13 protein-coding genes and 3 pseudogenes are annotated in these 13,279 nt (G+C 49.7%); 14 read left to right on the top strand and 2 right to left on the bottom strand.

All coding sequences use genetic code 11. The features are described 5' to 3' along the window. The first annotated feature begins 1,241 nt into the window (after positions 1-1,241). The 14 genes and pseudogenes from IPL17_RS22005 (at position 1,242) to IPL17_RS21940 (ending at position 12,358) form a co-directional block, all read left to right on the top strand. Entirely contained in the window at positions 1,242-2,498 is a 1,257-nt protein-coding gene (locus IPL17_RS22005) for an FAD-dependent oxidoreductase (protein ID WP_345309238.1), read from the top strand. Between the two features lie 259 nt (positions 2,499-2,757). Further along, positions 2,758-3,102 (top strand): glycine cleavage T C-terminal barrel domain-containing protein, encoded by a 345-nt coding sequence (locus IPL17_RS22000; RefSeq protein ID WP_345309237.1) that lies wholly within the window; start codon positions 2,758-2,760, stop codon positions 3,100-3,102. An 82-nt stretch (positions 3,103-3,184) separates the two neighbouring features. After that, positions 3,185-3,556 (top strand): hypothetical protein, encoded by a 372-nt coding sequence (locus IPL17_RS21995; RefSeq protein WP_345309236.1) that lies wholly within the window; start codon positions 3,185-3,187, stop codon positions 3,554-3,556. A gap of 20 nt (positions 3,557-3,576) precedes the next feature. After that, positions 3,577-4,269: a PfkB family carbohydrate kinase gene (locus IPL17_RS21990; RefSeq protein ID WP_345309235.1), complete on the top strand. Its 693-nt coding sequence runs from the start codon at positions 3,577-3,579 to the stop codon at positions 4,267-4,269. Positions 4,270-4,295: 26 nt separating this feature from the next. Next, entirely contained in the window at positions 4,296-5,732 is a 1,437-nt protein-coding gene (locus IPL17_RS21985; RefSeq protein WP_345309234.1) for a trimethylamine methyltransferase family protein, read from the top strand. Between the two features lie 24 nt (positions 5,733-5,756). Further along, positions 5,757-6,377 carry a DUF47 family protein gene (locus IPL17_RS21980; RefSeq protein ID WP_345309233.1) on the top strand — a complete coding sequence of 207 codons (621 nt, stop codon included), beginning with the start codon at positions 5,757-5,759 and terminating at the stop codon, positions 6,375-6,377. A 10-nt stretch (positions 6,378-6,387) separates the two neighbouring features. Then, the gene (locus IPL17_RS21975) at positions 6,388-7,371 is read left to right on the top strand and encodes an inorganic phosphate transporter (protein WP_345309232.1); all 984 of its coding nucleotides are present in this window, start codon (positions 6,388-6,390) and stop codon (positions 7,369-7,371) included. 272 nt (positions 7,372-7,643) lie between these two features. Further along, on the top strand, positions 7,644-7,982 hold the full coding sequence (locus tag IPL17_RS21970) for a hypothetical protein (RefSeq protein WP_345309231.1): 339 nt from the start codon (positions 7,644-7,646) through the stop codon (positions 7,980-7,982). After that, positions 7,880-8,485: an extracellular solute-binding protein gene (locus IPL17_RS21965; protein WP_345309239.1), complete on the top strand. Its 606-nt coding sequence runs from the start codon at positions 7,880-7,882 to the stop codon at positions 8,483-8,485. The genes IPL17_RS21970 and IPL17_RS21965 overlap by 103 nt, the downstream gene beginning before the upstream one ends. Beyond that, positions 8,466-8,702: a hypothetical protein gene (locus tag IPL17_RS21960; protein ID WP_345309230.1), complete on the top strand. Its 237-nt coding sequence runs from the start codon at positions 8,466-8,468 to the stop codon at positions 8,700-8,702. Before IPL17_RS21965 ends, IPL17_RS21960 begins: the two co-directional genes overlap by 20 nt. An 89-nt stretch (positions 8,703-8,791) precedes the next feature. Further along, a pseudogene (locus IPL17_RS21955) lies at positions 8,792-9,614 on the top strand (ABC transporter permease subunit). Continuing rightward, the gene (locus IPL17_RS21950) at positions 9,611-10,390 is read left to right on the top strand and encodes an ABC transporter permease subunit (RefSeq protein WP_345309229.1); all 780 of its coding nucleotides are present in this window, start codon (positions 9,611-9,613) and stop codon (positions 10,388-10,390) included. The pseudogene IPL17_RS21955 and the gene IPL17_RS21950 overlap by 4 nt, the downstream one beginning before the upstream one ends. Positions 10,391-10,414: 24 nt before the next feature. Continuing rightward, a pseudogene (locus IPL17_RS21945) lies at positions 10,415-11,475 on the top strand (ABC transporter ATP-binding protein). Between the two features lie 67 nt (positions 11,476-11,542). Then, positions 11,543-12,358, top strand: a complete 816-nt coding sequence (locus IPL17_RS21940) for an alkaline phosphatase family protein (RefSeq protein WP_345309228.1) — start codon at positions 11,543-11,545, stop codon at positions 12,356-12,358. On the opposite strand, the gene IPL17_RS21935 is transcribed toward IPL17_RS21940, so the two are convergent. Together IPL17_RS21935 and IPL17_RS21930 are read right to left on the bottom strand one after the other, a co-directional pair. Then, entirely contained in the window at positions 12,344-12,868 is a 525-nt protein-coding gene (locus tag IPL17_RS21935) for a type 1 glutamine amidotransferase domain-containing protein (protein WP_345309227.1), read from the bottom strand. The two genes, IPL17_RS21940 and IPL17_RS21935, sit on opposite strands and share 15 nt — an antisense overlap. A gap of 9 nt (positions 12,869-12,877) precedes the next feature. Next, positions 12,878-13,201, bottom strand: a pseudogene (locus IPL17_RS21930) (secondary thiamine-phosphate synthase enzyme YjbQ); the annotation flags it as partial. Between the last annotated feature and the right edge of the window lie 78 nt (positions 13,202-13,279).

The raw sequence follows: 13,279 nt of genomic DNA, 5'->3' as shown, positions 1-13,279 counted from the left end.
TGGCTGGAGCAAAGGGAGTTTTGGAGCGTACTCATGGCGGGGCGATCTTAAGTCAGCGCGTGATTTTTGAGCAGGCGTATCAACAGCGCACTGGCATTATCCTGAAGAAAAAAACGCGTTGGTGAACTTGCCGCACTCTCACACAGTCGAAGAGGGTGATATTTTTTATTAACAGCGGTACGACAGCGACGCAGGTGGCACAGCATATCAGGCGCGATTAAGCATTACGATCTTACGAATAATGTGAATGCTGCATTGGAAATCGGCGGCGGGCTTTCTCTATTATTTGGCCCGGGAAGCGAGTTCAATCACGATCCAACTTTCTCTGTCAGGCCGCTTCGCTGGACAATTGAATCTGGTCTTTGCCAATAAGGTGATTCTTGGCTAGACGGAATCTCCTTAAAACACGGCTTGCCGTTCCAACCAATGCCGAAAGCGGAAGTGGTGCGCCAGCATGATCGATCACCAGGGTAAGTCATCATTGTGGCTGATCATAGCAAGTGGGCGCGGTATCCAATTTCCCTGGCGAATATTGATGAAATAGGAACAAACTCGTTACCGACGAAGGATTTGGCCGCATCGGCCGTTGAAGACTTCAAGAAAAATCCATCGAAACACGATAGCAAACAATCCGAATATAATTACATAAAACAAATCCCTCATAAAACCGGTGAACCTCATGAAAGATCAAGCACAGATCGTGATCATAGGCAGCGGCATTTATGGAGCCAATATTGCATATCATCTTGCAAAGTACGGACCGAGGATGTTGTGATCTTGGAGAAGGGGGGGAATTGCTAGCGACGAGTCGTCTCACGCGGCGGGACTTGTCGACCCAGTTTGCCACGTCACGAGCCATGTTGAAATTCCGTATGTACAGCACGGAGTTGTACAGCGAGTTGGGTCTGTTCGATCATGTCGGCGGTTTGCGTGTCGCGTCGACAGGAACAACTCAAAGAGTTGGAAGAAGCGTCGAAGTGCTCGCAAGAGCTTGGGCTTGGAATGCGAAGTCATTTCTCCTGCTGAAGCTCTTAAGGTCATGCCGCAGATTTCAGAAAGATCTATACGGCGGTATTTATCTTCCGCGTGATGGTCAACTTGATCCTACACAACCACAACTCCATGGCCAGTTTTGCAAAAAGAACTCGTCGTGGAAATCTATACCAATACCCGTGTGACGGGATTGGAAATGTCACGCCAAGGGAGAAGTTCAGCGCGTAGTAACAGATAAAGGCGATCCGATGCGAGATCGTCATCAGCGCCGGCTGGACTGTGGGCTCCGCATCGCCGCGATGGTGGGAATCAACATCCCGACGACTCCTGTAGATCATCAACATATTGCGTTGAAAGCTGTGCCCGGGCACGAGTTCACTCATGACACACCCTGTCTGCGCGACCCTGATAATTTGGTTTACATGCGTCAGGAGCAGGGCGGACTTGTGATCGGCGGTTATGAGCCGACCCCAATCGCGCGCTGGATCGATGGCGTGCCGTGGGAACATGGGAGTTCAACCCTTCCTTCGAATTTTGATCAATTTGAAATGCTGCTTGAAGGCGCGATCAAACGATTGCCATTTTTGGAGCAAGCGGGAATCATCACGCTTGTTTGTCACCCTGGCGCGTATACACCCGACTGTCAACCTATGCTTGGACCGATGGCCGGTGTGCGCGGATTCTGGATGGCGGCAGGCATGTCGTTGAATGGCTATGGCGGCGCAGGTGGTATGGGCAAGCTCATTGCCGAGTGGATCATTGATGGTGAAGCGCCGATGGATGTCTATTCCTATCGTGCCACACGTTTTGGAAATTATTATTCCGACCCTGTCTACGCGGCGGAACGAACGAAAGAAAGTGTGAAATACTATTATCGTTTGCGCTTCCCGCATGATGAGCATGAAAACGCGCGGCCTCATCGAGTCAGCCCCGTTCACTATCGTTTGCTGGAACATGGTGCGGTATTTGGTGAAAAATTTGGATGGGAGCGTGTGAATTATTTCCAGCCCGGCAAACCGTCACGCCGCATGGGTGAAGATCAACGTCAATGGGGCTGGAGCAAACCGCCGTTCTTTGAACGCATGGGCGAAGAGCATAAAGCCACTCGTGAAAAAGTTACTCTTTTTGATCTGACCTCATTTGGAAAGATCGAAGTAAAAGGCAAAGGCGCATTACCTCTCCTGCAAAAGCTGACCGACAGTGATATCAATAAACCAATTGGCAGTGCAATCTACACTCAATTCTTGAACACGCGCGGCGGGATCCGAATCCGATCTGACCGTTACGCGTTTGGGAGAAGATGTTTCTGGGTCATCACTGGCTCGAGTTTTATAGCCAACGATCTTGCCCGTATTCAAATGCATGTAGATGAAAAGACGGCGAAGTATCCATTCGTGATATTACACAGGAGTATGCCTGTCTCGCTCTGTGGGGACCGAATGCTCGCAAGGTGTTGGAGAAGATCACCAGCGATGAAGTTTCGAATGCGGCGCATCCTTACTTAACGACCAAGTTGGTCAATATCAACGGTGCAAGAGTCTACGCTCAAAGAGTTAGCTATGCGGGCGAACTTGGCTGGGAGCTTTATATCCCCAACAACAAAGCCAATATGGTCTGGGACATGCTGATTGAAACAGGCAAAGATTTTGGTCTCGAGGTCGGTGGCTATAAAGTTTTGGATTCTCTGCGCCTTGAAAAGGGTATCGCTATTTCACAACTGATATCACTCCGTCAGAGACGCCTACGAAGGCGGGCTTGGTTTCTGTGTTCATCTTGATAAAGGGAGATTTCATCGGGCGCGATGCTTTAATCAAGCAAAAAGCCGAAGGCATAAAACGCAAACTTTGTACCTTCGTTCTTATAGACGGCGATGACTTTACACAAATTTATGGCGGCGAAGCGGTTTATCACGAAGGCAAAGTCCTAACCCGTGTACGTAGCGGTGGATATGGTTTTACGATCAAGAAGAATATTCTGTATGCCTATTTGCCGACCGAATTAGCCAAACAAGGCAATCGCTTCACTGTTGACCTGATAGAGGGACGGCGCGAAGCGGAAGTGACCGCGTCTGTGTTATTCGACTCCAAAGGCGAGCGAGCGCGTGCTTAATTCAATTAACACAAAAGGACAGGGCGTAAAGCAAAGTACAAAAGGTTTCTTCCTTTGTGACACTTTGTGGTGAATTCTTATAATGGCATCTATTAAACAAACTTCCCCCGCTTACATTGGCTTTGGCATGTTGACTCCCGTCTATATCATGGCGTTGGATAGACTGCCCAAGCACAACACCGGCGCCCTCGTTCATCAGGTGAGCGAATACGTATACGACGACGCCGCGATCATTGCCTGCAATCTGCGTCAATGGGGCGTATCGACCGGCATGATCGGTACTGCGGTCGGTGAGGATCTTCTTGGTCATCATGTTGCCGACACATTGGCGAAAATGGGTGTACAGGGTGCGGTGCGTTTTACGAAGAAATATAAAACGCCGCTTGAGGTAAATGTTTCAGATAAAGGACCGGTGCGCGCACCTATTTCTGGCAGCGCTCGCCTGAGATCTTAAGCACGCTCGACACGGCCGACATGTCCATGCTGAAAGGCGCGAAATTATTATATGTCGATTGGTATGACGGCGATCACATTATCCGCGCAATGAACGAAGCCAGACGGCATAATGTGCCTGTCTATCTCAATCTTGAGTTTGGGCATAACGATCCCGCCATCATGGAAAAATTCGCCAGCCGTGCCACGATCTGTCAGGCTGTGACCGATGCCGCGCAGATCGGAAAAAAAGGCGCCATGCTTTCTGTGGCCAAGAAATTGCTTAAGGCTGGTATCAAGACCGCGATCATCACCATGGCGAGTCAGGGTTGCATGGTGGTGCAGGATGATGAGATCGTGCGCATCTACGCCCCCAAGGTCAAGGCGGTGGATGGTTCAGGAGCAGGGGCGACATTTTCCTCGGGGTATATCTATGCTTATCTCAAAGGCTGGAGTCTGGAAGAGTCCATTCGTTTTGCGATTGCCGCCGCGTCTTTAAAAGTCACACGCTCCGGCTTGAAGATGTTCCCGGTAAAAGAGATCAAGGCGCTGGCTAATACATTGCGCGTTGAACGCATGGTGTATCGTGATAATCGCTTCTATGAGATCAATAAGTTGATCTCGCAGGCGCAGGATAGTCCGCTTATGCAGGGAAGTAAAAAATTTGCAGAAAGACTTTTGTCAAAGAAGAAATCTCAACAGAAGAGCAAGATCAAGAAGTCATTGGTTGGATAATATTTATAAATAAAAGGATGTGAGCCATGTCATTTGCAGAACTTCTTACCCAGGAACAAGTACAACGTATTCACGATGCCGCATTGGAGATCCTGGAAGATGTGGGATTGAAAGTCCGCTACGAACCTGCGCGTGAAATTTTTGCCAAACACGGTTGTCACGTGGATGGTGAGCGCGTCAAATTCCCGCGCGAAGTGGTGGAAAAATATCGCAGGATGATTCCGCCGTCGTTTACCTTTTACGCGCGTGACCCGAAATTTGACAAGACGATTCCGCAGGATAGCCCAATCATCGTCACGGCTAGTTCTGCTCCAGATATTATCGACCCTGTCACAGGTCAGGAAAGACGCGCTGATTCTGCTGATATCGCGCGCATCGCCCACCTAATCAATGAACTGCCCGGCTACGACGTCTTCTCCATTTCCACTCTGGCAGATGACGCGCCTGCGGATCAATTCACAATCTCGAGGCTGTATCCTGCTCTCAAGTATTGTCTCAAACCGATCCGAGTCACCACCACAGATCACAAAGACACATTGAGCATTATGAAGATGGCGTATATGGTCGCAGGTGGGGAGGCGGCTTATAAGGAACATCCTTTCCTGACCCATCATTATTGCCCGACTGTGTCACCACTTTCGATGGATAATCTTTCAACTGAAAATGTGATCTATTTTGCCAGAGAGGGATTGCCTGTTTACCCGACCATTGTGCCTAATGCTGGGTTAACTTCACCCATGTCCATGGCGGGGACGCTTGTGCAGGGCAATGCGGAATTCCTTGCCACCGCAACTCTGATGCAAATGGTCAAGGAAGGCACGCCGACGATCTATGCCACGCTCGCCACGGTAGCGGATATGCGGACCGGCGCCTATACTTCCGGTGGAATTGAGTGCGGCATGCTGCACATGGCTTTTGCACAGATCGCTCATTTTTATAATGTGCCATGCGGCGGATATATTGGATTGACGAATTCCAAGGTGAACGATGCGCAGGCGGGATATGAAACGGGCATGTCTGCAATGGGCGGCATGGACAGCGGCATGGATATGTTCAATATCGGTGGTTTGATCGACGCACTGAAGACATTCGATTTTGCCAAGGCTGTTATTGACGACGAAGTCGCTCAAATGATGAAGCGTGTCAAACGCGGTGTGTCGTTTAGCGATGAAGACCTGGCTGTGAACTTGATCAAAGAGATCGGTCCCGGTGGTTCATTTATTGTCGCCAAACACACCATTAGCCGCATGAAAACTGAAGCCGTGATGACCAAGCTGGCAGACCGTGACGCGCGCACTGCCTGGGTCAAGAAAGGTTCGATGGATATTCAAGCGCGCGCGATGAAGAAGGCGAAAGATATTATGAACAACAATACCGCCTCCCTGATCGCCCCTGAGATGGAGGAAAAACTCCGCGCCGAATTTGCGGGGCTGGTGTCCGGTGAGTTGACACCGATCGAATAAATTAAGTTTGGGTTGGGAGTATGAATGTTAAAGTTTTTTAAACGCAAGGAAGATGTATTTCAAAAATTAATCGAACAGCAGGCTTCAATTACTTATGAAGCCTTGAGATCGCTGGTGAAATATTTGGAGACGCAGGATCCCAATGTGGCGGAAGAGCTTTCCATGAAGGAAAAAGAAGCGGATGAAGTGCGCCGCATCCTGATCGATGAGTTGAATCGCACCTTTGTCACCCCATTTGACCGTGAGGATATTTTTTCCCTGTCCCGTTCCATTGATGATATTGTGGATTATGCGGATACCACCGTGATGGAAATGGTGATCTTAAAAGTCAAAGCCACGCCTTATATGTTGAGGATGGCAAATTTATTGAAAGATGCCGCCTACGAAATCTGGCACGCGGTTCAGCGCCTGCCCACTCATCCAAATGTAGCCACCGACCATGCACAGCGCGCCAAGGCGCTTGAGAATCGCGTGGAGGCTGTTTATCGTGAAGCCGTTGCCGACCTGTTCAGCGGCCCTGAAGATATTCATCATGTGGTGGAGATGCTAAAAATGCGAGAGGTATACCGTCATTTGTCTAATGCGGCAGATCGTGGGGATGAAGCTGCGAATACGATCGCAGATATTGTTGTGAAGAAAACTTAACAGGTTGTTAATGTCTCCTGAACTGATATTTGTTATTATTCTGGCAGTCGTTTTTGATTTCCTGAACGGTGTCCACGATTCAAGCAATATTGTGGCGACCATGATCGCCTCTCGTGCATTTCGCCCGCAGACTGCGCTGGCACTTACGGCAACGGCTGAATTTTTAGGCCCATTTCTGTTTGGCGTGACGGTTGCGAAGACCATTGGCGAAGAAGTTGCGCAAGCCAGCGCCCTTAATTTGGATGTGATCGTTGCCTGCCTGATCGGCGCGATCGTATGGAATCTACTGACCTGGTTCTTTGGGATCCCCAGCAGTTCATCGCATGCCTTGATCGGCGGGATCGTTGGCGCTGTGCTGGCTGGCGCAGGATTTGACGCCATAAAATTGCAAGGCCTTGGAAAGGTTGTGATTGCCTTATTTACTTCACCGCTGATCGGATTTGCCGCGGGTTTTCTGATCACACGTCTGATCTATTTTTTGGCGCGCAATGCGACCCCGGAGGTCAATTGGTTTTTTAAAAACGGACAGTTTGTCACTGCTTTGGGTATGGCCTTCAGTCATGGGACAAATGACGCTCAGAAAACCATGGGCATCATCACTCTCAGCCTTGTGATCAGCGGGAATATCTCCGGATTCCAAGTCCCTTTCTGGGTGATCGTCGTAAGCGCTTCAGCCATTGCACTAGGCACGGCATTGGGCGGCTGGCGGCTGATCCGAACGCTTGGCGGGAAGTTTTATAAGATCCGCCCAGTACATAGTTTTTCAACTCAATTAACTTCAGGTATCGTGATCCTTACCGCGTCGGTCTTTGGACTGCCTGTTAGCACGTCGCAGGTCGTCAGTTCCGCGATCATCGGGGTGGGATCTTCTGAGAGGTTTGGGAAAGTCCGCTGGAGCGTCGCCCAGGAAATCGTCACTGCCTGGTTCATTACGATCCCCGCTAGCGCTTTATTTTCCGCAGGTATTTATTGGTTAATCACTTTGCTGAAATGAACCTGTCCTGTGGGAAATATCACTATGCTCAATAAGCTCAAAGTTGAATTGTTTGACTTTGAATATTGATGATGCTACAATATTAACGTTGTATTAACAAGATGGAGGTGTGCAGGAAAAATAATTGACATTGGTTTCATCTGTCCAATCCAACAAACAAAAATCATAAGGAGTAGAGAGAGATATGAATAAAAAAGTTTGCTTTTCAATTATTTGCTCTGTTCGTGATCGCGTCCATGATGTTATCGGCTTGTGGCGGAGGCGCTGCCCCGGTGGCTGAAGGTGCCGTTGCAAGTGTGCCAGCTGACCTGGTTAAGGCTTGTAAAGATGAAGGAATGTTGTCAATCATTGCAACTCCTGCTTCATGGGCTAACTACGGCGAAATCTTTGAACTGTTCAAGGCAACTACCGTGTCGAACTCAACTCACTCGACGAGAACGCTGGTTCCGCGGATGAAATTGCCGCAATCGAAGCCAATAAAGGAAATAAAGGCCCTCAAGCTCCCGATATCGTTGATGTCGGTTACGCTTATGGGCAACAAGGCATTGATGGCGGATATTACCAGCCTTACAAAGTCTCAACCTGGGACAAGATCCCTGAAACCGTTTTAGGCCTGCCTGCCAAGGACCCAAATGGTCTGTGGACCGGCGGTTATTACGGCGTGATGGTGCTTGAAGTCAACACTGCTGTTGTAAAGAATGTCCCGCAGAATTGGGCTGACTTGCTCAAACCCGAATATAAGGGTCAGGTTGCCCTCACTGGCGATCCCCGCAGCTCCAACCAGGCTGCCCAGTCTGTTTTCGCGGCTTCCCTGGCGAATGGCGGTTCTTTGGATGATGTCCAGCCTGGTCTTGATTTCTTCAAGCAGGTAAATGATGCTGGCAACTTTGTGCCTGTGATCGCCAAGGTCGGTACCATTGCCCAAGGTGCGACCCCGATCGTTCTCGCCTGGGACTATAACGCCTTCGGTGACAAGGACTCCCTCGCCGGCAACCCGCCGCTTGAGATCGTTTATCCTTCCCCCGACCATCGCCAGCATGTACGTTCAGGCGATCAGCGCGTATGCCCCGCACCCCAACTGCGCCAAAGTCTGGATGGAAATCCTGCACTCTGACGAAGGTCAACTGGCCTGGATGAAGGGATATGCTCACGGCGTTCAACAGGCTGACATGGAAGCCCGTGGTGTCATTCCTGCTGAACTGAAAGCCAAGCTGCCCTCCTCCAGCGCTTTCGCTTCCGCTGTTTCCCCCAGCCCGGATCAACTTTCCGCTGCACGTGATGCGATCAAGACCGGTTGGGATTCCACCGTCGGTGTAGAAGTTACAGAATAATCAGGTTGTGACTGTGTCACAAACTACCCTACAGGACGCGCCAAAAGCGCGTCCTGCTCTCCCAATTTCCACTGGCATGGCTTGGCGTCATGCCTTTCTTTCTATTTGCCTTTTTGTTCCTCCTATATCCATCCTCTACGATCGTTGTACGCACCTTTTGGGATTCGAAAACAGGGGAATTTACGTTTCGAAATGTTCTAAATCTTATTCAGGATCCCTATGTTTTGGGCGCATATTGGTTGAGCATTAAGATCAGTGTGGTAACTGCTTTGGGCGGGGGCATTTTCGGTTTTCTGCTGGCTTACTCTTCGATTCGCGGTGGTCTTCCGCGCATCATGCGTTCCAGCCTGATGACGTTCAGTGGTGTAGCTTCGAACTTTGCGGGCATCCCGCTTGCGTTTGCTTTCATTGCGCTCTTAAGCCCGACCGGTATGTTGACGAATTGGCTGAAATTCACAGGCATCAACATATATGATTATGGGTTTACACTCTATAAGTTTTGGGGTTTAAGTGTTGTGTATATGTATTTCCAATTTCCCCTCATGGTCTTGATCATTGCGCCCGCGATCGATGGATTAAGGCGTGAGTGGATCGAGGCTTCGGAGAATCTTGGCGCAAGCACGTTTCAATACTGGCGCTATGTGGCTTTTCCGATCCTGCTGCCTTCCATCATGGGTTCGATGATTCTGCTCTTTGGCAACTCGTTTGGCGCTTTTGCCACGGCAGTCGCGTTGACGGGCGGCTCTTCCATGAACCTGGCAACGATCGTGATCGGTGCACAGTTGCGAGGGGATGTATTGGGAGATCCTGGGTTTGGGCTACGCCGTCGCCTTTGGTATGGTGATCGTGATGACCGTGGTAATGACTGTTTATACGGTCCTGCAACGAAGAGCAGAAAGGTGGTTGAAATGAAACGCAGCGGTGTGATCTGGTCCTGGTTTTGGATGATCCTTGGCATCCTGTATTTTTTTCTGCCCCTTTTGGCTACATTCCTTTTTTCATTGCGTGCCGAGCTTGGGCATTTGGGATTTAAAGCATACACAAACGTTTTCTCTGACCCGCAATTCCAGATCAAATTCCCCGCTTCGATTTTATGGGCAGTGCTCACCATCATCGTGGCGATCGTGCTTTTTGTGCCAACAGCTTACTGGGTGCGCCTTAAAGTTCCGCAGGCCCGTTCTGCGGTGGAGTTAATCACTTTGCTTCCCTTCGTTATCCCAGCCATTGTTTATGTGTTTGGTCTGGTGCGGACATTCAGCCAGCCGCCTTTGTTGATCGTGAACAGCCCGGGCTTGTTGATCGCAGGCTATACGGTCTTATCCATGCCTTATATGTATCGCGCCATTGACACGGGGCTGCGCGCCATTGATGTGCGTACCTTGACCGAAGCCGCGCAAAGTCTGGGTGCCGGGTGGGGAACGATCCTCTTTCGTGTGATCTTCCCAAATATCCGCGTCTCGATCTTGAGCGGCGCGTTCCTGAGTTTCGCGATCGTCATGGGTGAATATACCCTGGCGCAATATCTTGCCAAACCCGCTTTTGCTCCCTACATTGCTCTGTTGATCCAGAACAAGGCTTATGAACCCGCGGCAGCCACGATCATCAGCTTTGCCCTTATATGGGCTTGCATGGGAATTATTCAATTGATCGGCGGCGGTGAACAGGGGCAGGTCACTGGTGGACATTAATTACACCACTCAAGGAAAATCAATATGACACATTTAAAACTTTCAAATATTTCCAAAGAATATTCCGGGACAACTGTAGTTCAGGATTTCAACCTTGATGTGGAACAGGGCGAGTTCATTTCCTTTCTTGGGCCTTCGGGCTGCGGGAAGACAACCACCTTGCGCATGGTGGCAGGATTTGAAACGCCGACTACAGGCACCATTACGATCAATGGTGAGGATATTACGAACAATGCTCCAAACCAACGCAATGTGGGCATGATATTTCAGGCATACGCGTTATTCCCAAATATGACCGTTGCGCAGAATATCGGCTTTGGGCTGCGTATCCGCAAAGAATCAGAGGCGGTCATCAAGGATCGGGTTGCGGAAATGCTTTCCCTGATCCATCTTGAGAACAAAGCCAATAGTTATCCCTACCAGCTTTCAGGCGGGCAACAGCAGCGTGTGGCTTTGGCGCGCGCGCTGGCAAATCAACCGCAGGTGCTGCTGCTCGATGAGCCGCTCTCTGCTTTGGATGCAAAGATCCGTGTCCAGCTCCGTTCCGAGATCCGCGCCATCCAAAAGAAAATGGGAATCACTGCGATCTTTGTTACCCACGATCAAGAGGAAGCGCTTTCCATATCCGACCGAATTGTTGTGATGTATGAAGGCAGGATGGAACAGGTCGGTACGCCGTTCGAGATTTATAATTTTCCCACAACCCGTTTTGTGGCGAATTTTGTCGGTTCGTTGAACACCGCCGACGCGGAGGTGGTTGACCCTGCGACGGGTTTGGTGAGTATGAATGGCGTCCATTTTGAATCGGCGGAAGGCACAAAGGGCAGGCAGAAGGCGATAAGGTCAAGATCGCGATCCGTCCCGAGCGCTTTAGCTTTGCCTCTGAACAGAGGAAAGCCAATGTGGTTGATTCCACGATAGAAAATATTACGTTCCTGGGCTCCGTTGTCCGTATTCAGGTGAAAATTGGACAAACGAAGTTCAACATGGATACATTCAATAATCCGTTCCTGGAGCTTCCGAAGATCGGATCGAAGGAGCAGGTCACATGTTCAAGGGAAGCCGTACTTGTGCTTGACGAATAGAGGTCGAACAATTACAAAACGGTTCGGGGTCGCGCTAACTCCGAACCGTTTTTATTTGAGGTGAACCATGAGCAGGGTGATACTTATTTTGTCTGACGCTTTACGCTATGATGTGGCTGTTGCCAATATGGGTTTTCTCGGCCATCTGGTGGAGTCAAAACTTGCCAGCCTGTATAAAATAATTGGGGAACTGCCCAGCATGTCGCGCCCGATGTATGAGACCATTCATACAGGCGTGTCTTCGAGTGTGCATGGGATCGTTGCGAATTCCATCGTGCGGCGTTCGTCCATGCCGAATATTTTTCAATCTGTTTCAGGGGCGGGCAAGATAACTGCCGCCGCAGCATATTACTGGATTTCTGAATTATATAATCGCGCGCCATACGATCGGATTGACGATAAAGAGATAGATGATGGATCTTTAGCCATTCAACATGGCCGCTTTTATACGGAAGATGATTACCCTGACATTGAACTCTTTTTCACTGCGGCGCATCTCATCCGCAAATTTTCACCTGATTATTTCCTGCTTCATCCCATGGGCATGGATTATCACGGCGAGACCTTTGGTTCTGATTCAAAGGAATATCGCAACCATGCCATTCGTCAGGATATGTGGCTGGCGCCATTAATTTCAGAATGGATGGAAAGTGGTTACACCGTTTTGGTGACAGGCGACCACGGCATCAACAAGGACGGTGCGCATGGCGGGACCACCTCCGAGCAAAGAGATGTCCCATTGTTCTGCATCCAGCCGAATGTTAAAGGAAGAGGCGATACGGGTCAGGTTGTCTCGCATTTGCAGATCGCCCCAACCATCCTCAAATTGTTGGATGTCTCGATCCCTGAGACGATGAAACATCCGCCGCTATCCTTCGACTAACGCCTTGACCAGCTCGCGGTTGAAATCGGGAATATCCGTGACCACCCGCCCCCAGACCTGATTGCCCTCACGAAAGGCAGGTTCATCCGCCCAGACCGCGCCCGCGTTGACCAGGTCATCCTTGATACCCGTTGACCCTGTGGCGCGTTGACCTTTTTTGATGATGCCCGCTGAGATGGCGGTCGAGCCGCCGTGACAGATGATGCCGACTATTTTATTGGCTTGATCCATTCCCCTTACAATTTTTTTTACGCTGTCATATCTGCGTAATTTGTCCGGAGCCCATCCGCCTGGAATGATAATCGCAAAAAGATCGTCTGCGTTCAATGACTCGACCAACGTGTCAGGGGTGAGAGTTAAACCGTTTTTTCCTTTGATGGGTTTCAAATCCAGAGCCGCAGAGAGGACTTGCGCGCCTTCTTCCTGCAAGCGCATCATGGGCACAATATATTCGTAATCTTCCACGCCTTCAGCGATCAGAATGGCGATTTTTTTGTTTTGTAAGCGCATGTTGTTCTCCTATTCACCGATAATTTTGACCAATACTCTTTTCTTTCTTTTCCCGTCGAACTCGCCGTAAAAGATCTGCTCCCACGTGCCAAAATCCAGTTGACCGTCTGTGATGGCAACCACCACTTCGCGTCCCATCACCTGACGTTTCATGTGAGCGTCCGCGTTATCTTCGCCCGTGTCGTTATGGCGGTATTGACTTACCGGTTCGTGCGGTGCGAGTTTTTCCAGCCATCTTTCATAATCATGGTGCAGACCGCTCTCGTCATCGTTAATAAAGACCGAAGCGGTGATGTGCATGGCGTTCACAAGTCCGTCACAATTACCACTTTGAGATTTCACCAAACCTCAGCTTGCTCCTATCAAAACCGAATTCCCATGCATAATGCTCGTAAAACAGGAATACAGATA

The sequence above is a fragment of the Candidatus Villigracilis saccharophilus genome, assembly GCF_016711665.1.
This window is presented reverse-complemented; position numbering and strand designations above follow the sequence as displayed.

Bases quoted from the DNA above. Each gene is read 5' to 3' on its own strand.
- IPL17_RS21950 (WP_345309229.1), top strand. From the start codon at position 9,611: ATGAAACGCAGCGGTGTGATCTGGTCCTGGTTTTGGATGATCCTTGGC.
- IPL17_RS21990 (WP_345309235.1), top strand. From the start codon at position 3,577: ATGTCCATGCTGAAAGGCGCGAAATTATTATATGTCGATTGGTATGAC.
- IPL17_RS21980 (WP_345309233.1), top strand. From the start codon at position 5,757: ATGTTAAAGTTTTTTAAACGCAAGGAAGATGTATTTCAAAAATTAATC.
- IPL17_RS21985 (WP_345309234.1), top strand. From the start codon at position 4,296: ATGTCATTTGCAGAACTTCTTACCCAGGAACAAGTACAACGTATTCAC.
- IPL17_RS21975 (WP_345309232.1), top strand. From the start codon at position 6,388: ATGTCTCCTGAACTGATATTTGTTATTATTCTGGCAGTCGTTTTTGAT.
- IPL17_RS22005 (WP_345309238.1), top strand. From the start codon at position 1,242: ATGCGAGATCGTCATCAGCGCCGGCTGGACTGTGGGCTCCGCATCGCC.
- IPL17_RS21960 (WP_345309230.1), top strand. From the start codon at position 8,466: ATGGAAATCCTGCACTCTGACGAAGGTCAACTGGCCTGGATGAAGGGA.
- IPL17_RS21935 (WP_345309227.1), bottom strand. From the start codon at position 12,868: ATGCGCTTACAAAACAAAAAAATCGCCATTCTGATCGCTGAAGGCGTG.
- IPL17_RS21995 (WP_345309236.1), top strand. From the start codon at position 3,185: ATGGCATCTATTAAACAAACTTCCCCCGCTTACATTGGCTTTGGCATG.
- IPL17_RS21940 (WP_345309228.1), top strand. From the start codon at position 11,543: ATGAGCAGGGTGATACTTATTTTGTCTGACGCTTTACGCTATGATGTG.